The 18,689-nt window shown below is 71.2% G+C and carries 16 protein-coding genes, 1 tRNA gene and 1 pseudogene; 10 read left to right on the top strand and 8 right to left on the bottom strand.

Going from position 1 to position 18,689, the window contains the following annotated elements:
• The first annotated feature begins 5 nt into the window (after positions 1-5).
• Complete coding sequence (gene pyk, locus I601_RS18205) at positions 6-1,475, top strand: pyruvate kinase (protein ID WP_068112907.1); 1,470 nt, start codon at positions 6-8, stop codon at positions 1,473-1,475.
• A gap of 31 nt (positions 1,476-1,506) precedes the next feature.
• Here pyk and I601_RS21780 read toward each other — a convergent pair whose 3' ends face one another.
• The 3 genes and pseudogenes from I601_RS21780 to I601_RS18195 form a co-directional block, all read right to left on the bottom strand.
• A complete protein-coding gene (locus I601_RS21780; RefSeq protein WP_068112905.1) occupies positions 1,507-1,698 on the bottom strand; it encodes a hypothetical protein in 192 nt (63 codons plus the stop codon).
• A gap of 97 nt (positions 1,699-1,795) precedes the next feature.
• A pseudogene (locus I601_RS22000) lies at positions 1,796-1,891 on the bottom strand (transcriptional regulator); the annotation flags it as partial.
• A gap of 55 nt (positions 1,892-1,946) precedes the next feature.
• Positions 1,947-2,032: transfer RNA gene (locus I601_RS18195), tRNA-Leu, on the bottom strand.
• A gap of 70 nt (positions 2,033-2,102) precedes the next feature.
• Here I601_RS18195 and I601_RS18190 point away from each other — a divergent pair.
• The 5 genes from I601_RS18190 to I601_RS18170 all read left to right on the top strand — a co-directional run bounded on the left by I601_RS18190 (position 2,103) and on the right by I601_RS18170 (position 7,219).
• On the top strand, positions 2,103-2,726 hold the full coding sequence (locus I601_RS18190) for an ANTAR domain-containing response regulator (protein WP_418303072.1): 624 nt from the start codon (positions 2,103-2,105) through the stop codon (positions 2,724-2,726).
• 192 nt (positions 2,727-2,918) lie between these two features.
• Positions 2,919-4,238 (top strand): ABC transporter permease subunit, encoded by a 1,320-nt coding sequence (locus I601_RS18185; RefSeq protein WP_218917694.1) that lies wholly within the window; start codon positions 2,919-2,921, stop codon positions 4,236-4,238.
• Positions 4,239-4,252: 14 nt separating this feature from the next.
• The gene (locus I601_RS18180; protein WP_068112897.1) at positions 4,253-5,449 is read left to right on the top strand and encodes a branched-chain amino acid ABC transporter permease; all 1,197 of its coding nucleotides are present in this window, start codon (positions 4,253-4,255) and stop codon (positions 5,447-5,449) included.
• Positions 5,442-6,437 (top strand): ABC transporter ATP-binding protein, encoded by a 996-nt coding sequence (locus I601_RS18175; RefSeq protein WP_084527811.1) that lies wholly within the window; start codon positions 5,442-5,444, stop codon positions 6,435-6,437. The genes I601_RS18180 and I601_RS18175 overlap by 8 nt, the downstream gene beginning before the upstream one ends.
• A complete protein-coding gene (locus I601_RS18170) occupies positions 6,437-7,219 on the top strand; it encodes an ABC transporter ATP-binding protein (protein WP_068112890.1) in 783 nt (260 codons plus the stop codon). Before I601_RS18175 ends, I601_RS18170 begins: the two co-directional genes overlap by 1 nt.
• Positions 7,220-7,751: 532 nt before the next feature.
• Here the strand turns inward: I601_RS18170 and I601_RS18165 are convergent.
• Together I601_RS18165 and I601_RS18160 are read right to left on the bottom strand one after the other, a co-directional pair.
• The gene (locus tag I601_RS18165; RefSeq protein ID WP_068112887.1) at positions 7,752-9,077 is read right to left on the bottom strand and encodes an ABC transporter substrate-binding protein; all 1,326 of its coding nucleotides are present in this window, start codon (positions 9,075-9,077) and stop codon (positions 7,752-7,754) included.
• 195 nt (positions 9,078-9,272) lie between these two features.
• Positions 9,273-10,058 (bottom strand): DUF554 domain-containing protein, encoded by a 786-nt coding sequence (locus tag I601_RS18160; RefSeq protein ID WP_237089465.1) that lies wholly within the window; start codon positions 10,056-10,058, stop codon positions 9,273-9,275.
• Between the two features lie 155 nt (positions 10,059-10,213).
• Here I601_RS18160 and I601_RS18155 point away from each other — a divergent pair, with 155 nt between their 5' ends.
• Positions 10,214-10,777, top strand: coding sequence for a GNAT family N-acetyltransferase (locus tag I601_RS18155; protein WP_068112884.1), 564 nt, complete (start codon positions 10,214-10,216; stop codon positions 10,775-10,777).
• On the opposite strand, the gene I601_RS18150 is transcribed toward I601_RS18155, so the two are convergent.
• Entirely contained in the window at positions 10,774-11,223 is a 450-nt protein-coding gene (locus I601_RS18150) for a hotdog fold thioesterase (protein ID WP_084527807.1), read from the bottom strand. The genes I601_RS18155 and I601_RS18150 overlap by 4 nt on opposite strands.
• A 49-nt stretch (positions 11,224-11,272) precedes the next feature.
• Between I601_RS18150 and polA the strand changes: the two genes are divergently transcribed.
• Positions 11,273-13,993, top strand: coding sequence for a DNA polymerase I (gene polA, locus I601_RS18145; RefSeq protein WP_068112881.1), 2,721 nt, complete (start codon positions 11,273-11,275; stop codon positions 13,991-13,993).
• Between the two features lie 94 nt (positions 13,994-14,087).
• Here the strand turns inward: polA and I601_RS18140 are convergent, their stop codons facing one another.
• On the bottom strand, positions 14,088-15,371 hold the full coding sequence (locus I601_RS18140; RefSeq protein WP_084527805.1) for an MATE family efflux transporter: 1,284 nt from the start codon (positions 15,369-15,371) through the stop codon (positions 14,088-14,090).
• A gap of 80 nt (positions 15,372-15,451) precedes the next feature.
• On the opposite strand from I601_RS18140, the gene I601_RS18135 reads away from it, so the two are divergent.
• A complete protein-coding gene (locus I601_RS18135; protein ID WP_157520294.1) occupies positions 15,452-17,218 on the top strand; it encodes an MmpA family trehalose lipid delivery protein in 1,767 nt (588 codons plus the stop codon).
• Between the two features lie 77 nt (positions 17,219-17,295).
• Positions 17,296-17,475, top strand: a complete 180-nt coding sequence (locus I601_RS21245; protein WP_157520291.1) for a hypothetical protein — start codon at positions 17,296-17,298, stop codon at positions 17,473-17,475.
• Between the two features lie 25 nt (positions 17,476-17,500).
• On the opposite strand, the gene I601_RS18130 is transcribed toward I601_RS21245, so the two are convergent.
• Positions 17,501-18,676 carry a glycosyltransferase family 4 protein gene (locus I601_RS18130; RefSeq protein ID WP_237089464.1) on the bottom strand — a complete coding sequence of 392 codons (1,176 nt, stop codon included), beginning with the start codon at positions 18,674-18,676 and terminating at the stop codon, positions 17,501-17,503.
• Between the last annotated feature and the right edge of the window lie 13 nt (positions 18,677-18,689).

Here is an 18,689-nt window from a genome sequence, read left to right as displayed (position 1 = left end):
AGGGTGTGCGTAGAGCCAAGATCGTCTGCACCCTCGGCCCGGCCACCTCCTCCCGTGAGCAGATCCGCGCCCTCGTGGGCGCCGGGATGGACGTGGCCCGGCTGAACATGAGCCACGGCAAGCACGAGGACCACGCCGAGACCTACCGGTTGGTGCGTGAGGCCGCGGACGACGCCGGGCACGGGGTCGGCATCCTGGCGGACCTCCAGGGCCCCAAGATCCGGCTGGAGACCTTCGCCGAGGGCTCGGCCGTGCTCGAGGACGGGGCCGAGTGGACGATCACCACGCGCGACGTCGCCGGTGACGCCACCATCTGCGGGACGACGTACAAGGGACTGCCCGGCGACGTCAGCGAGGGCGACCCGCTGCTCATCGACGACGGCCGGATCCGGCTGCGGGTGCTCGAGGTGGGGGAGAGCGACGTCCGGTGCGAGGTGGTCGTCGGCGGCCGGGTCAGCAACAACAAGGGCATCAACCTGCCTGGGGTCGCGGTCTCGGTCCCCGCCCTCTCGGAGAAGGACATCGAGGACCTGCGCTTCGCGCTGCACCTCAGTGTCGACTTCGTGGCTCTCTCCTTCGTGCGCGACGCCTCGGACGCCGAGGACGTGCGCGCCATCATGCGCGAGGAGGGGGTGCTGGTCCCGCTCATCGCCAAGATCGAGAAGCCGCAGGCCATCGAGAACCTCGACGAGATCATGCACGCCTTCGACGGGTTCATGGTCGCCCGCGGCGACCTCGGCGTCGAGTGCCCGCTCGAGGACGTGCCCTTCCTGCAGAAGCGGATCGTCGAGCAGGCACGGCTCAACGCCAAGCCGGTCATCGTGGCCACCCAGATGCTGGAGTCGATGATCAGCGCGCCCGCGCCGACGCGGGCGGAGGCCTCCGACGTGGCCAACGCCGTGCTCGACGGGGCCGACGCGGTGATGCTCTCCGGCGAGACCAGCGTCGGTGAGCACCCGATCACCGCGGTCGAGACGATGGCCCGGATCATCACCTCCACCGAGAAGCACGCCCTGGCGGCCCACGCCACCGGCAGCGTCGGTGGCGTCGCCGAGATCGACTGGGACCCGCACACCCGCTCGGGCATCATCGCCAAGGCCGCGGCCGAGGTCGCCGAGCGCGTGGGCGCGAAGTACATCGTCGCCTTCACCACCAGCGGCGACACTCCCCGTCGGATGGCCCGCCTGCGCGGCCGGGTGCCGCTGCTGGCGTTCACCCCCGAGAACATCGTGCGCTCCCAGCTCTCGCTGACCTGGGGCGTCGAGACGTTCCGCACGGTGGAGGTCGAGCACACCGACGAGATGGTGCGCCAGGTCGACGAGCAGCTGCTGCGGATCGGACGCGTCCAGGAGGGCGACCTGGTGGTCATCATCGCCGGCGCGCCCCCGGGCATCCCCGGATCCACGAACGCCCTGCGCATCCACCAGATGGGCGACGCGGTCAACGGTGTCGCGCCGGCCTACCGCCGCTCCTGACGCTCGTGGCCTGACGCCCGTGGCCTGAGGCTCAGGACTTGAGCCCGACGAGCTCGTCGAGCCGGGCCACGCCGGCGCGGGTCGACACGCTGATCGTCGTGGTGCTGGAGCGGCGCCACGCCACGTCGACCAGGTCGAGCGCCCAGCAGCACAGGTCGCGGATGTCGTCGGAGGTGTTCGAGAACTGCCAGCGCGGGTACGGCGCCCACGTCCAGCCGGCCATCCGCACACCGGGGACACGGCGCCGTCGTGTGGTCCTGGCCGCGAGGCAGCCCCTCTCGCTGATAGTGCCGGCGCCAACGACGGATCGTCGGGACGCTCACGCCGTGAGCCTGTGCGTTGTCCCGGTCCGGCACGCCGGCGTCAGAGGCCGCGAGGGCACTCTCGACGGTGAGCCAGGGCCGGACGTGGGGCATGCGCCGAGCCTGGCAGCCAGCACCGACGCTGACCGGCCGACGACGGGTCGTCGAATGGTGCCGAGTGTGGGATTCGAACCCACAAGTCCTTGCGGACAGTGGTGTTTGAGACCACCGCGTATGCCGTTCCGCCAACCCGGCCTGATGCCTGGCCCAGATTAGCCGACGCCCTCATCGGGCGCCGACACCGGAGCGCCGATAACCTGTGGTGGTGCCTGACTCCTCGCCGACCGCCCGCACCGTCGTCATCGCCGAGGACGAGGTGCTCATCCGGATGGACCTCGCCGAGATGCTCGTCGAGCAGGGTTACGACGTGGTGGGACAGGCCGGGGACGGGGAGACCGCTGTCCGCATGGTCGAGGAGCACCGACCCGACCTGGTCATCCTCGACGTCAAGATGCCGGTGCTGGACGGCATCGCCGCGGCGGAGCGGATCGCCCACCAGCGGATCGCGCCGATCATCGTGCTGACGGCCTTCTCCCAGCGCGAGCTGGTCGAGCGGGCCCGTGATGCCGGGGCGATGGCCTACCTGGTCAAGCCCTTCAGCCACACCGACCTGGTCCCGGCGATCGAGATGGCACTGAGCCGCTTCGCCGAGGTGCAGGCGCTCGAGACCGAGGTGGCCGACCTCTCCGACCGGCTCGAGACCCGCAAGGCCGTCGACCGGGCCAAGTCCGTGCTGCAGCAGCAGCTGGGGGTCTCCGAGCCTGATGCGTTCCGCTGGATCCAGAAGACGGCGATGGACCTGCGGCTCTCGATGCGCCAGGTGGCCGACGGCGTGATCGAGCACGGACCCGGGCTCGGCACCTCGGGGGACCCGGCTCGCAACGACTGAGCACCACCTTTGGTCTCAGCCAGGTCACGACGCGGTAAAGCCCGTGCCGCGCCACGCGAAAGTTCTCCCGCTTGTGGTGAGGTAGATCTCACTGTGCCCCTAGACTGCCGGGCGGCGCCCAGCCGGGCGCGCGAGAGGAGACCGCACGTGAAGTCAAGCCCGAGGCCACCCGGCCTACGTCGACGAACGTCCGTGGTCGGTGTGCTGCTCGGCATGCTGCTGGCCCCGCTGCTGGCCCTGGGCCTCGGCGCCGGCGCTGCTCACGCGAGCGTCCCCACCCTTTGCCTGGCCCAGGCCGGCCAGACGGCCTGCGTCAGCGGCACCGTCGGCAACCGGACCAACCCGGTCGAAGGTGCCGACGTCGTGCTGCGCGACGAGGCCGGCACCGAGGTCGACTCCCTGACCACCGCCGCGGACGGGAAGTACAGCTTCCAGGTCACCGAGGCGGGGGACTACTTCCTCTTCATCGACCCCGAGTCGCTGCCCGACGACGTCGAGATCATCCCGCCGGCCCCGCGCTTCCAGGCCGAGGACGGCAGCATCCGGGTCCCGGTCAAGCTCGGGCGCACCACGGCGCCCGACCTCGAGGTCCGCTCGGTCGACTACGACGCCGACGGCGCCAGCTTCGGTGAGCAGATCATCCAGAGCGTCGCCCAGGGCCTGCGTCTCGGGCTGCTGCTCGCGCTCGCCTCGGTCGGCCTCTCGCTCATCTACGGCACGACAGGGCTCTCGAGCTTCTCCCACGCGGAGCAGGTCACCCTCGGCGGCATGGTCGCCTACGGGCTGATCAACGTCGGCGGGCTCAACCTGTGGCTGGGCATCGTCCTGACCACCGTGATCTGCGGCGCCACCGGCTACATCCAGGACCGGCTGATGTGGCAACCGCTGCGACGCCGGGGCCTGGGCCTGACCCAGATGATGATCGTGACCATCGGTCTGGCCCTCGCTGCCCAGTACGCCTTCCAGTTCTTCGTCGGCGCCTCGCAGCAGAAGGTCCTGGTCCGCACGTTCGACGTCGTCGAGATCGGCCCGGTCCGGATGACCGACATGTCCTTCGTGGCGATGGGCGTCGCGCTCGTGGCCATCGGCGTGGTCGGCTTCGTGCTGCTGCGCACCCGGATCGGCCAGGCCACCCGCGCGGTGTCCGACAACCCCGCGCTCGCCGCTGCCTCCGGCATCGACGTCGACCGGATCATCCGCCTCGTGTGGATCGCCGCCACCGCGCTGGCGGGCCTCGGCGGCGTGTTCTACGCCCTCGTGGTCAGCAACGGCATCCGCTGGGACACCGGCATGCAGATCCTGCTGCTGCTCTTCGCCGCGGTGACCCTGGGTGGGCTGGGGACGGCGTTCGGCGCGTTCGTCGGCGCCATCATCATCGGCCTGGTCGTCGAGCTCGCCGGGCCGCTGGGTGCGCCCGGTGACCTCAAGTACGCCGTCGCCCTCGTCATCCTCATCCTGCTGCTGATGGTCAGGCCCCAGGGCCTGCTCGGACGCGCCGTCCGAGTCGGCTGAGAAGGAGCCTGCAGATGAACGAGTTCCTAGGAATCCTCGACGCGGTCGTCGGCGAGGCCATCTCGCCCGACACCGCCGCCGTCGCCATCGCCGTCATCGGCCTCAACATCCACTTCGGCTTCACCGGCCTGCTCAACATCGGCCAGGCGGGCTACATGCTGCTCGGCGCCTACGGCATGGCCATCTCGATCACCTACGACATCCCGCTGGCCCTGGCCGTGCTCATCGGTCTGGTGGTCTCGGTGCTCTTCTCGCTCATCCTGGGTCTACCCACGCTGAAGCTACGAGGCGACTACCTGGCCATCGTGACGATCTCGGCGGCGGAGATCATCCGCTACACCGGCCGCCTGGCGGCCTTCGAGGACTTCACCGGAGGCTCGCAGGGCATCTTCGGCAAAAACTACCAGGGCCCGTTCATGGACCTATCGTTCTTCGGCGACGGCAGCTTCGAGCTGCTCCCGCTCAGCTACCGCGACGCCGGTGGCGGGGACGTCGTACGTGTGCTGGGCCTGCTGGTCGCGATCGCGGCCATCGTGGGCATCGTGATCATCGGCAAGCGGATGAAGGCCGCCGATGGCGAGGCTCCCAAGATCGGCACCAGCGCCACCCCCAAGCTCATCCTCGCGGCCCTCGGTGTCGTGCTGTTCCTGGCGCTGTTCTTCTCCTTCCCCCAGAGCGAGCCGCGCACCAGCGTGGACGGCTGGTGGGTGCGGGTCGTGGCCTGGAGCCTCGTCGGCATCTCCTGCATCATCGTCTTCCTGCTGGTGCGCAGCCCCTGGGGCCGCCTCCTGCGCGGCATCCGTGAGGACGAGGAGGCGATGCGCAGCCTGGGCAAGAACGTCTTCGCCATCAAGATGCAGGCCCTGATCATCGGCGGCATGTTCGGTGCCCTCGGCGGCATGGTCTACGTGCTCACCGGTTCGGTGCAGGCCGACTCGATGGGTCGTCAGCTGACGTTCTTCGCCTACACCGCGCTGCTGCTCGGTGGCGCCGCCACCATCTTCGGTCCGGTGCTGGGCTCGGTCCTCTTCTTCTCGGCCAGGATCCTGGTCCGCGAGATGTCCGGCGCCTACGTGCCCAACAGCATCATGAGCAACCAGCAGACGGAGCAGTTCTCCTACGTCGTCGTCGGCGTGGCGCTGGTGCTGCTCGTGATCTTCCGGCCACAAGGCATCCTCGGCAACAAGAGAGAGCTGCGCTTCCATGTCTGAGCCCACGACCACCACTCCCAACGGGGCAGCCACCGGGTCGCAGGACCTGGCCGACCCCGCGCAGCGTCGGGCGCTGATGGCCGACGTCGTCCAGGAACCCGGGTCGAGCAAGCCCGACCCGATCCTCACCGTGGACCGCATCCAGCGGCACTTCGGTGGTGTGACCGCCGTCGACGTCTCGCACCTCGAGGTCCAGCGCGGGCTCATCACCGCCCTGATCGGTCCCAACGGTGCCGGCAAGACGACGTTCTTCAACCTCATCACCGGCTTCGACCGGCCCGCCTCCGGCAAGGGTGCGCACTGGTCCTTCAACGGCGCGAAGCTCGACCGGACCTCGGCGCCCAAGGTGGCCAAGGCCGGGATGGTCCGCACCTTCCAGCTCACCAAGGCGCTGAGCCGGATGACCGTCATCGACAACATGCTCCTCGGCGCCAAGGACCAGAGCGGGGAGAGCCTCGCCAAGGCGATGTTCAAGCCGCTGTGGCGCGACCAGGAGGCGGCTGTCCTGGTCAAGGCCGAGGAGCTGCTGGACCGCTTCAAGCTGCTCGAGAAGAAGGACGACTACGCGGGCAGCCTCTCCGGCGGTCAGCGCAAGCTGCTCGAGATGGCGCGCGCGCTGATGACCGACCCGACCATGATCATGCTCGACGAGCCGATGGCGGGGGTGAACCCGGCGCTGACGCAGTCCCTGCTCGGGCACATCCAGACGCTGCGCGACGAGGGCATGACGGTCCTCTTCGTCGAGCACGACATGCACGTGGTCCAGCACATCTCCGACTGGATCGTGGTGATGGCCGAGGGCCGGGTCGTGGCCGAGGGGCCCGCCGACACGGTGATGGCCAACCCCGCGGTGATCGACGCCTACCTCGGTGCCCACCACGACACCGACCTGGGTGACGACGACCTGCTGAGTGACGAAGTGATCTCAGAGCTCCACCACGAGGCCGACGAGGACGAGGCCCGCCGGGCCCGCGAGGAGGGGCACTGATGAACACCGAGACCACCCCGAGCCCGGCGGCGGTGCCCGGAGCGGGGCAGACGCCGGTCGTGGAGGCCAAGGACCTCGTGGCGGGCTACCTGCCCGGGGTCAACATCCTCAACGGCTGCAGCCTGACGGCCTACCCCGGCGAGATGATCGGGATCATCGGGCCGAACGGTGCCGGCAAGTCCACCCTGCTCAAGGCCATGTTCGGGCTGGTGAAGGTGCACTCCGGCACCGTGCACCTGGGGGAGCGGGACATCACGAACATGGCGGCCAACCAGCTCGTGCAGATGGGCGTGGGCTTCGTCCCGCAGTCAAACAACGTGTTCCCGTCGCTGTCGATCCAGGAGAACCTGCGGATGGGGCTCTTCCTGCGCCCCAAGAAGCTGCGCGAGCGGCTCGACGCGATGTGGGACCTCTTCCCCAACCTGCACGACCGCAAGGACCGCAGCGCCGGTGCGCTCTCGGGCGGCGAGCGGCAGTCGCTCGCGATGGCGCGCGCGCTGATGATGGAGCCCTCGGTGCTCCTGCTCGACGAGCCGTCGGCCGGTCTGTCGCCGGTGCGCCAGGACGAGACGTTCATCCGCACCCGCCAGATCAACAAGACCGGTGTCTGCGTGGTGATGGTGGAGCAGAACGCTCGCCGCTGCCTGCAGGTCTGCGACCGCGGCTACGTGCTCGACCAGGGCCGTGACGCCTACACCGGTGGCGGCCGCGAGCTGGCCAACGACCCCAAGGTCATCGAGCTCTACCTGGGCACGTTGGCCAAGGAGGTCGGCAAGGAGTAGCGCCCTCTCACCTGCGCGACGTACGTCGACGGCCCCGGACCTGCTCGGTCCGGGGCCGTCGTGCGTGCACCTCGTCCGACGGAACCGGTTGCCCATGGAGTCGGGTCCGTGGACAGTGCCGCAGGTGACCACGACCGCCCCTGGCCCCGTCCTGCGCCTTCCCGAGCACCTCTCGGAGGAGCACCGCACCCTGCTGCACCGGACGGCTGGCTGAACTACGTCTACCGCGCCCTCAAGAACGATCGGGACGCACGCGCGCTCGAGCGGCGACTCGACGCGGCGGAGTCCTTGCCGGCCGGGTCCGGCCGCACCCTCGACGGCGACCCCGCCGCTGTCCGGGAGACGTTCGCCGCACGGCGTAGGCGTGGGGGCAGTCCCGTAGGCGTTGGGGTGGTGCAACACCCCAACGCCTACGGATTCCCCGGGTACCCGGGGAATCCGTCAGCGGCTGGCTACGACGGCCGCGCCGGGGATGACGAAGGGCCCCGCACCAGGATCGGTGCGGGGCCCTCGTCGAACGAGTGTCAGGAGGTCAGGACTGCTTCTGACCCTCGACCGTGGTGGTCAGCTCGTTCTTGTTGTTCTCGTTGTAGGTGTAGATGCCCACGAAGGCCGACGAGGGGTCGTTCTCCTCGTCGATCGGGCCGATGCCGGACGGGCCGACGTAGCGGATCTCGTTGCCCTCGTCGAGCATCGCGGTGCAGTCCGCGTAGGAGGTGCACTCCTCACCTCCGGTGGCACCCGAGACGGCAGCGAAGTTCTTCTGCACCGTCACCGAGTCGGTGGCCCCACCCTTGTAGGCCGCCAGGGCGGCCAGGATGGTGGCGTCGTAGGACTCAGCCGCGTAGGCGAAGTCCGTGAGGCCGTCGTTGAAGGCGTACTCGTTCCAGGCGACCAGACGGTCCTTGAAGTCCTGGGCGGCGTCGGCACCGGGGATGGTGCCCTGGGCGCCGGTCAGGGTGCCCGCCTCGAAGTCCTCGGAGAAGTCCGCCGTGTTGCCGTCGGAGAAGTAGGTCGCCGACATGTCCCAGCCGGTCGACGCGAGCTCGGGCACGATGGCCTTGGTCTCGTCGAAGGCGAGGATCACGATCGCGTCGGGGTTGGAGTTGGTGGCGGCAGAGACCTCGGAGGAGAAGGTCGTCTGACCGGCCGGGAACTCGTCGCCGTCGCCCTTGCAGCCGTAGGTGCACTCGCCGCCGCCGGCCTCGATGGTCTCCTGGACCACGTCACGCAGACCCGTGCCGTAGGTGTCGGAGAACACGATGAAGGCGACCTTCTGGAAGCCGTCGGAGGAGATCAGCGACCCGAGGGCGTTGCCCTGGATGCCGTCCGGCGGAGCGGTCCGGAAGTAGAAGTCGGAGTAGCCGCTCAGGTCGACCGCGGTGTTGGCGGGCGAGACCTGGGTGATCTTGGCAGCAGTGAGACGGTCCACGAAGTTCAGCGAGACGCTGGAGGAGGCGGCGCCGATGACGACCGAGGCCTTGTCCTGGATCAGCTTGCGCGCCGAGGCGGTGCTGATCGAGAGGTCGGTGGTGTCACCCGAGTCCTCGATCTGGTGGCAGGCGTCGGCGCCGTTGACGCCGCCGGCTGCATTGATGTCGGAGACGGCCATGCCGACGCCGGCGACCTCGGGGGGCCCGAGGAACGCGAGGTTGCCGGTCAGCGGCAGGATGCCGCCGGCCTTGAACGAGTCGTCGCTCGTCGAGCCGTTGGGGCACTCGTCGTTGGTGAACTCGTCGTCGGCGGGTGCGGCCGAGTCGGTGCTCTCGCTCGAGCTCTCGTTGTCGGTGGCCTCGGGCTCGGAGTCCTCCGAGCCGCAAGCGGTCAGCACCAGGCCGAGAGCGGCAGTGCCGGCCATGAGCTTGACCCAGTGTGATGTGGTCGATCGATTCACGTGGTGAACCCTTTCCTCAGGTGTTGGTGCCTTCACCGGTGCCCGATCCCCCGGAGGTCGGACGTAGCACGGTCACGGTAGACCCGCGGAGGTGTGATCCGCCGCACACTCGGCGAGCGTTGCCGAATCGTGACGTGAACGACGGGAGAACCGTCACCTTCAGTGGACCGCGACGGCCACCTGCACGAGCAGCGGCGCCACCAGGAGGGCCGGGAGCAGGTCGGAGACAGCGACCTCGCGGATGCGCAGCAGCCGTAGCGCCACCCCGACCAGCACCAGACCGCCCACCGCGGTGACGGCCGCGAGGTGGGCATCGGGCAGCAGGTCTCCCAGGCCGAGCCCGACCAGGGTCAGCCCGCCCTGCACCACCACGATGGTCAGCACCGAGGCCGCCACGCCCCAGCCGAACGACGCCGCGAAGGCGATGGCTGCGAAGCCGTCGAGGGTGGCCTTGAGGAACAGCTGGTCGGCTCCGTTGCCCAACCCGTCGTTGAGCGAGCCGAGGATCGTCAGCGGTCCGGTGCAGAAGACCAGGGAGGCCACCACGAAGCCCTCCACGAACCGCTGGCGCTGCGCCGAGTCGGCACCACCGGCCATCCGTCGCTGCAGCCACCGGCCCAGCCCCTCCACGCGCTGCTCCAGACGCAGCAGCGAGCCGGCGATCCCGCCCAGCAGCACGGAGCCGAGCACGATCAGCATGGGCGCGCTGCCGCCGACCGCCGCCGACAGTGCGGGGGAGAGGACGGCGACGGCGGCCGTGGCCGCGATCAGCAGCGTGACGAGACCGAGCCCGTCGGTGACCAGCTCTCGGGTGCGCTCGGGCAGCCGGTGGCCCAGCAGCACGCCGAGCACGCAGCCCAGCAGCACGGTGGCGACGTTCACGGCGGTGCCGACGCCGGGCACCAGCAGCGTGCTGAGCAGCGGGGACGGGGACGCGAGGAGCACGGGGATCCTGGGTGGTCTGGCCCGGTGGCGGGCGAAGGTCAAGAGTGCGCTGAGCATGCGACACGACAGTGCGCAGCAGCGTAGTCTCGCTGGCTCGGACGTGGCCGATCGGTCGCGCCCCAGTGGCACGTGGACCCCGGGAAAGGCGATGCCCGATGAGTCGTAGCCCGGTGACGCTCAGGACCGCGAGCGAGGAGGACGCGCTCTTCCTCGTCGAGCTGTGGGAGCCCTACCTGCGTCGCGGTGACCGGGAGGACCAGGTCGCCGACCTCGAGCGGGTGATCAAGGAGTCTGCGGCGTCGCCGGAGCAGCGCCTGCTGATCGCCGATCACGACGGCCGGCCGGCCGGCGCGGTGCTGCTGTGCGTGGCCACGCTGAGCCCGATCAACCTCGAGCCCGTGGTGCAGTTCCACAGCCCCACCGTCGTACCCGACATGCGCCGGCACGGTGTCGGTCGCACGCTGGTCGAGGCCGCCGTGGCCTGGGCCGAGGACCTGGGCATCCCGCACGTCGCGACCGAGGCCTCGGCGACGTCGCGCGACGCCAACCGCTTCATGGCGCGGCTGGCGCTGCGACCCCAGGCCGTGCTGCGCGCAGCCACCACCCACGCGATCCGGACCAAGGTCGAGGCACAACGGCCCGCCACGGAGCGAGGTCGCAGCGCCCGCGGCCAGATGCTCGCTGCACGGCGCTCGCTGCGCCGGCAGCAGGCGGGCTAGAAGCCCAGACGCTCGCGCGGCACCAGGGAGCAGGTGATCCGCGAGGTGCACACGCGCTTGCCGCGCTCGTCGGTGATGACGACCTCCCAGGTGGCGCTGGTGCGGCCCAGGTGGGCGGGCGTGGCGACGCCGGTCACCGTGCCGCCCGTGGCCGCGCGGTGGTGCGTGGCGTTGATGTCGACCCCGACGGCGACCCGGTCGGGGTGGGCGTGCAGGGCCGAGCCGATGGAACCGAGGGTCTCCGCGAGGACCACCGAGGCCCCGCCGTGCAGCAGGCCGTACGGCTGGGTGTTGCCCTCGACCGGCATCGTGGCGACGACCCGTTCCGCGGAGACCTCGACGAGCTCGACACCCATCTTCTCGTTCAACCCGCCCATGCCCTGGGGCATGCTCGCGATGTACTCCTGGACGTCGATGGGGGTGGTCCCGCGCTGGTCGTCGCTCATGAGGCCAACCTAGCGAGGCGACGTCGGCACCAGCGGCTAGGGTCGGGCCGTGCCCGAGACGACCTCCCCCGCCCGACCGCGACTGCTCCTCCTGGACGGTCACTCCCTGGCCTACCGGGCCTTCTTCGCGCTGCCGGTGGAGAACTTCTCGACCACGACGGGCCAGCACACCAACGCCGTCTACGGCTTCACCTCGATGTTGATCAACGTGCTGCGCGACGAGCAGCCCACCCACGTCGGTGTCGCCTTCGACGTCTCGCGCCAGACCTTCCGGTTGGCGGAGTACTCCGAGTACAAGGCCAAGCGCAACAAGACCCCGAGCGAGTTCGGGAGCCAACTGCCGCTGATCGAGGAGGTCCTCGACGCCCTGCGGATCCCCTTCCTGAAGAAGGACGGCTACGAGGCCGACGACATCATCGCGACCCTGGTCACCCAGGCCCTGGCCGACGACCCCGAGATGGAGGTCCTCATCCTCACCGGGGACCGCGACGCGCTGCAGCTGGTCACCGAGCGCTCCACCGTGCTCTACCCGATGCGCGGCGTCTCCGACCTCGCCCGGATGACCCCCGAGGCCGTCGAGACGAAGTACGGCGTCCCGCCCGCCCGCTACCCCGAGCTGGCCGCGATCGTGGGGGAGACCTCCGACAACCTGCCCGGCGTCCCGGGCGTGGGTCAGGGGTTCGCGGCGAAGTGGATCAACACCTACGACGGCCTCGACAACGTCATCACCCATGCCGACAAGATCACCGGCAAGAAGGGAGAGGCCCTGCGTGCCCACCTCGGTGACGTGATGCGCAACCGCCGGCTCAACGCCCTGGTCTGCGACCTCGACCTCGAGCTCCGGCCCGCCGAGCTCGCGCTGCGTCCCTGGGACCGCCAGGAGGTGCACACCCTCTTCGACGGGCTCGAGTTCCGGGTGCTGCGCGACCGGCTCTTCGAGACGCTGACCTCTGAGGAGGTCGTCGACGGCACCGGGTTCGAGGTCACCGGGGTCCGGCTGGCGCCCGGCCAGGTGGCCGGCTGGTTGGCCGAGCACGCCGCGGACCGGGTCGGTCTCGTCGTGCAGGGCACGTGGCGCGCCGGCAGCGGCGAGGTGCACTCGTTGGCCCTGGCCGCCGACGACGGCACCGCGGCGTGGTTCGACGCCGCCGAGGTCAGCCCCGACGACGACGGCGCCGTGGCGGCCTGGCTGGCCGACGAGCAGCGGCCCAAGGTCCTGCACGACGCGAAGGGCCCGATGCTGGCGTTGGCCGCCCGCGGCTGGCCGCTGGCGGGGCTGCAGTCCGACACGGCGCTGGCGGCCTACCTGGTGCGCCCCGACCAGCGCTCCTACGAGCTGGGCGACCTGACCCTGCGCTACCTCAAGCGGGAGCTCAAGCAGGGCAGCGCCGACGACGGACAGCTCAGCCTCGACAGCCTCGACGCCGGGCTCGACGCGGGTCTCGACGGGGTGGGTGACGACGCCGCGCAGACCGCGATGCTCCACGCCCGCGCCGTGCTCGACCTGGCCGAGGCCCTCGACGAGGCCGTGGCCGAGCACGGCGGCACCGAGCTGCTCGCGAAGGTCGAGCTGCCGCTGGTGCACCTGCTGGCGCGCATGGAGACGACCGGCATCGCCGTCGACACCGACCACCTCGAGTCGCTCGAGTCCCACTTCGCGGGCGAGGTCCGCGGCGCCGCGGATGCGGCGTACGCCGTGATCGGCAAGGAGATCAACCTCGGCTCGCCGAAGCAGCTCCAGGCGGTCCTGTTCGACGAGCTGGCGATGCCGAAGACCAAGCGCACCAAGACCGGGTACACCACCGACGCCGATGCGCTGCAGGCGCTCTACGTCAAGACCGAGCACCCGTTCCTGCTGCACCTGCTGCGGCACCGCGACGTCATCCGGCTGCGCCAGACCATCGAGGGCCTGCTCAAGACCGTGGCCTCCGACGGGCGGATCCACACCACGTTCAACCAGACCATCGCCGCCACCGGTCGGCTCTCCAGCACCGACCCGAACCTGCAGAACATCCCGGTGCGCACCGAGGAGGGCCGACGCATCCGCGAGGCCTTCGTGGTGGGTGCGGGCCACGAGTCGCTGATGACGGCCGACTACAGCCAGATCGAGATGCGGATCATGGCGCACCTCTCCGAGGACGCGTTGCTCATCGAGGCGTTCCGCTCCGGCAGCGACTTCCACTCGATCACCGCGGCCCGGGTCTTCGACATGCCCGCCGAGCAGGTCGGGACGGAGGAGCGCGCGAAGATCAAGGCGATGAACTACGGCCTGGCCTACGGGCTGTCCGCCTTCGGGCTGGGCCAGCAGCTGGGCATCGAGCCGGCCGAGGCCCGCGGGTTGATGGATGAGTACTTCGAGACCTTCGGCGGCATCCGCGACTACCTCGGCGGGATCGTCGAGGAGGCTCGGCGCACCGGCTACACCGAGACCATCGAGGGTCGGCGCCGCTACCTGCCCGACCTGACCAGCGACAACCGGCAGCGTCGCGAGATGGCCGAGCGGATGGCGCTCAACGCACCCATCCAGGGCTCGGCCGCCGACCTGATCAAGATCGCGATGCTGCGGGTGCAGCAACGCATCGAGGAGGCCGGCCTGGCCTCGCGGATGCTGCTGCAGGTCCATGACGAGCTCGTGCTCGAGGTGGCGCCCGGCGAACGGGAGGTCCTCGAGGCCCTGGTGCGCGAGCAGATGGGGGCGGCGGCAGCGCTCGCGGTCCCGCTCGACGTCTCCGTCGGCACCGGGCACAGCTGGCACGACGCCGCGCACTGACCTCGCGCGGGAGATCTGCGCCGACTGAGCGAGAGATTTGCGCCGACGCGGCGCGACATCTGCGCCGGGTCGGCGCGATATCCGGGCCGGGTCGCTAGCTGAGGGGGGCGGGGTCGCGCAGCCGGTGCAGGCTCAGCGCGAGCAGGGCCACGAACAGGGCGGCGTCGACCCCGACCACGACGAGGGCCAGCGCGCCCAGGCTGGCGGTGGTCGCCGCGGCCGCGACCAGGACCAGCACGGCCACCCACACCAGGTACGCCGAGCGGGTGCCCTGGCGGGCCAGGACCGAGTAGACCAGCAGCTGCAGCATCGCCAGCAGGGTGCCGATGACGGCGAAGAGCCACAGGCGCGACTCGACCTCGGCGTACTCCTGGCCGCCGACGAAGACCATCGCCAGGGAGCTGAGCAGCCACGCTCCCAGGGTCGCCACGACACCGAGCGCGGCGACCAGGGTCAGGCTGCGCAGCAGTGCCAGGCGACGCTCGTCGACCGTGGACATCGACGGGAACGCGACCACGACCACGAACTGCGGCAGGAAGAGCACGGCCTTGGTGAGGATCAGCCCGGCGGCGTAGAGACCGGCGTCGTGGTCGTCGAGGACGTTGCGGGCGACCACGATGTCGGCGTTGGAGAGCACGAAGAAGGCGAGCAGGGCCAGCGAGGCGGTCACCGCCTCCCGGGCGACCGGGCGGCGGGTGTGGTCCTCGCTGTGACGACCCTCGTCGCGGGGGCGTCGCAGCGCGACGTAGCCGATGAGGGCCGGCACGACCATCGCGACCGCGACGCCGAGCATCGCGGAGGTCTCGGTGGGGGAGACGAGGAGGCAGGCGGTGCCCACGGCCACCCGCGACACCCCCATGCCGAGGTAGACCATGCCCAGCGGGAACCAGCGGCGCTCGCCCTGCAGGATCCCGGCCTGACCGCCCATCACGGTCAGCGGCACGGCACTGAGGGCGAGCAGGATCGCGGGCAGCACGCTGTCGAGCCGCAGCACCACCATCACGATCGGGGACAGCACCAGCAGCAGGGCGCCCAGCCCGAGCGCGGCGCGGTAGGTGACCCCGAGGACGACCCGCTCGATCTGGGCGACGTGCGTGGGGTCGGCCGAGATCCGGCGGGCACCGGTGGCCTGCAGGCCCAGCTGCAGCACCGCGACGACCATCAGCAGCGCCATCAACGGGGCCAGCGCGCCGTAGTCCGCAGGACCCAGCAGCCGCGCCGAGATCATCTGGAAGGCGTACGTCGCGACGTTCATGACGCCCATCGCGACCGCGATGCCGGCGCTGCCGCGCAGCAGCGCGCGCAGGCCCGACCTGCCCGTCGCCCCGGCACCCGGGTCGGCGGGGCCGCCCGTGGGGTGCTCGGCGGTGCTGGTCACGGGACGAGAGTAGGTCAGCGCGTGTCACCGGGGACAACTTCGCGCAGGTCGGATCGGTGCCGGTGTGGTTGTCTTCGGCCGTGGGCGACTGGTGGGCGAGGGTGCGGGGGCTGCCCCGGGGGCATGCCCCGTCGCTCGTCGTGCCGGTGTGGTCGATCGTGCTGGCACTCCTGCTGCTGGGACCGGCGCTGGCCCCCGGGTACGTGCTCAGCTACGACATGGTCTGGGTCCCCGACCTGGCGCTGCGCGCCGATGCGCTCGGCACCGGCAGCGGGCTGCCCCGCGCCGTGCCCTCCGACGCGGTGGTAGCGATCCTCGACGAGGTCGTGCCCGGCATGGTGCTGCAGAAGCTCGTGCTGCTCGCGGCCCTGGTGGTCGGCGGCGTGGGAGCGGCCCGGCTCGCGCCTCCGGGCCGGCTCCTCGGCGCGCTGGCTGCGGTGACCCTGTGGCAGTGGAACCCCTTCGTGGCCGAGCGTCTCGGCCTGGGGCACTGGCCGGTGCTGCTGGGGTACGCCGCGCTCCCGTGGCTGGTCGTCGCGGCCCGGCGCTGGCGCACCGAGCAGCGGATGCCCGCGGTGCTGCCGCTGCTGGTGGTGTGCGCCAGCCTGAGCGCGAGCGCCGGACTGGCCAGCGCCGCGGTGCTGCTGGTGCTCGCGACCCGCCAGGAGGTCGCGCATCTGGCGCGCGTGGTGGCGGTGGTGGCCCTGGCGAACGCCCCGTGGCTGGTCGCGGGCCTGCTGCACGCCGGTGCGGCCCTCAGCGACCCGGCCGGCGCCGCGGTGTTCGCGCTGGCCGACGAGGGGACGCTGCCCGGACCGCTGGCGGCGCTCGGCCTGGGCGGTGCCTGGAACGCCGAGGTGCTGCCCGGCTCGCGTACCGGGGTCGCGGCCTGGGTCGCGACCGCGGTCCTCCTCGCCCTCGCTGCGACGGGGTGGCGCACGTGGTGGCAGCGCGTGGGCGCTCGTGAGGGCGGCGGCCTGCTGGCGCTGTGGGGCGTGGGCTGGGGTCTCGCCGTCCTGACCTGGGCCGCCCCGAACGCGGTGGGGACGCTGGCCGGTGCCGTCCCGGGCGCGGGCGTGGTCCGCGACGGGGCGCGGCTGCTGGTGCTCTGCGCGCCGCTGCTGGTCTCGCTCGTCGCCCAGGGTGCGGTCGTGCTGCACGACCGGGTGCGCCGGGCCTGGCCGGGCGCGGCGCCGCTCGTTCCACGGGTCCTGCTGGCGGCGGTCCTGGTGCTCTGGCCGGTCACGGTGCTCCCGGACATCGCGTGGGGCCTCGACGGCCCCGACGGCCCACGCCTGCAGGCGGTGGACTATCCGACGTCCTTCGAGCAGGCGCACCGCGCGGTGGGGGCGGCAGCGCCCGGGGACGTGCTGGTGCTGCCGCTGAGCAGCTTCCGTGCGCCGCAGTGGAACAACGGGCACACGGTGCTCGACCCGCTGGGCCGCTACCTGGGACGCAACCACGTCGCGAGCGACGAGCTGGTGGTCTCGCGGGTGGTGCTGGCGGGGGAGGACCCGCGGGTCCGGGCCGCCCGCGAGGCGCTCGCCCGCTCCGGCCCCCAGGATCGCGCCCGGGCCCTCGCGCGGATCGGGATCGGGGTGGTGGTGCGGGACCGTACCGCCCCGGGCGGCGACGACGACCTCGCGGTCGAGGTGGCCGGTCGGCGCCTCCTGGAGACCGGCGACCTCGTGGTGACCGAGGTGCTGGGCGCGAGCCCGCGCACGTCGCCGCCCGGCTGGGTCGCGGCGATGGCCGCCGCCTGGGGCGCCTGGGTGGCGCTGCTCGGCAGTGCGGGGCTGGTCGCCGCTGCGCGGGTCCGGCGGCAGCGTCGCGGGCGAAGTATGTGAGCAAAGAGTCAAAGATTCGTCAGAAGGGCCGAACTCACTGGTAACCTCCGACTCACCTTTGAGGGAGGGTCCATAACGTGTCAGCAATTCTCAGTGGCGGTATCTCCGCCATCGCAGCAACCATCGCCACCACCGCCGTGGGTGGCGTCGTCGCCGCCGTCACCGTGGTCGGTCTCGTCAGCTCGCAGACGGGCACCCAGGGCGAGTCCCCGGCGAGCGTCAACCAGCCGGTCGTCCAGTACGGCACCAACGGCTGATCGAGCAGCCCGGGTCCCCGGGCTCTCAGTCCGAGCCGGCCACCCGGCGACCGGACAGCACCGCCACCAGCACGTCGGCGAACGACTGCTGCGCGCGCGTCCAGGTGAACCGGTGGCTCTGCTCCAGGGCCCCCTGACCGAGACGCTCGCGCAGCCCGCCGTCGCCGAGGAGGCGGCCCAGGGTCGCGGTGAAGTCCGCCTGGTCGTCGACGAGGACTCCCGAGACGCCGTCGACGATCGACTCCTGCGTCCCGCCCGCAGCGCGGTAGGCCAGGGCGGGCGTCGTGTGCATGCCGGCCTCGCCGATGACCAGTCCCCAGCCCTCCTTCAACGAGGGCAGGGCCAGGACCCAGGCCCGCTCGTAGATCTCGTGCTTGTGCTCCTCGTCCACGTGCCCCTCGAAGACCACGCTGTCCCCGGCGCCACGCGCCGCGGCGTACTCGTGCAGCTCGGCGTCCCACCAGCCCGAACCCACCACGTGCAGACGAAGGTCGGGGTGCCCGGCGCGCAGCGCCAGCACCGCGTCGATGGCGTGCTCGACCTGCTTGTGCGGGACGAGGCGGCCCACGACCGCCACCATCGGCGTCGGGCTCTTGCCCGGCGTGACCGCCACGTAGGGGTCGGTGCCGTTGTGCACCACCGCGGTGCGGTCCCGGTGGACGCCGAGCTCGGCGAGCTCGGCGCGGGTGGCGCTCGAGACCGCGACGTACTGGTCGCGGCGGTACAGCCACGGGGCCAGGCGCCGCTCGATCCACCAGCCCACCCGGCCGGGACGGCCCGGGTAGACGACCGGCCACTGCTCGCGGTGCACGTGGTGGACCAGCACGACCACCGGGCGCCGGGTGACCAGGCGCGAGAAGAACGGCAGGCCGTTCTGCACGTCGACGACCACGTCGGGCGGGCCGTGGGGACCGTCGAGATCGCCGCGGCGCAGCGCGCGCATCCCCTGCGGGTAGACGCTGAGCTTGGTGCCGCGTCGCACGAAGCGGACCCCGTCGACGGTCTCGGTGGGTGGGGCGGCCGCATGCGCGGCACAGAACACGGTCACCGTGCAGCCGCGCGCGACCAGTCCCGCCGCCATCTTCTCCAGGTAGCGCTCGGCGCCGCCGCCCTCGGGGTTGGCGGTGTCGCGCCAGCTGAGCAGGGCGACGTGGCGCCCCGCGAGACGCTCGTCCATGGTGGCGGTGTCCGGTTCCTGCATCGGGGGAAGGTAC

This window comes from Nocardioides dokdonensis FR1436, assembly GCF_001653335.1.
Taxonomy (GTDB): domain Bacteria; phylum Actinomycetota; class Actinomycetes; order Propionibacteriales; family Nocardioidaceae; genus Nocardioides; species Nocardioides dokdonensis.
The sequence above is the reverse complement of the archived record's forward strand: the minus strand, read 5'-3'. Positions and strand labels throughout refer to the sequence as shown.

Coding starts and splice junctions, on each gene's coding strand:
- I601_RS21780 (WP_068112905.1), bottom strand. CDS start 1,698: ATGGCCGGCTGGACGTGGGCGCCGTACCCGCGCTGGCAGTTCTCGAAC.
- I601_RS18155 (WP_068112884.1), top strand. CDS start 10,214: ATGAGTCGTAGCCCGGTGACGCTCAGGACCGCGAGCGAGGAGGACGCG.
- I601_RS18150 (WP_084527807.1), bottom strand. CDS start 11,223: ATGAGCGACGACCAGCGCGGGACCACCCCCATCGACGTCCAGGAGTAC.
- I601_RS18165 (WP_068112887.1), bottom strand. CDS start 9,077: ATGGCCGGCACTGCCGCTCTCGGCCTGGTGCTGACCGCTTGCGGCTCG.
- I601_RS18170 (WP_068112890.1), top strand. CDS start 6,437: ATGAACACCGAGACCACCCCGAGCCCGGCGGCGGTGCCCGGAGCGGGG.
- I601_RS18180 (WP_068112897.1), top strand. CDS start 4,253: ATGAACGAGTTCCTAGGAATCCTCGACGCGGTCGTCGGCGAGGCCATC.
- I601_RS18130 (WP_237089464.1), bottom strand. CDS start 18,676: ATGCAGGAACCGGACACCGCCACCATGGACGAGCGTCTCGCGGGGCGC.
- I601_RS18175 (WP_084527811.1), top strand. CDS start 5,442: ATGTCTGAGCCCACGACCACCACTCCCAACGGGGCAGCCACCGGGTCG.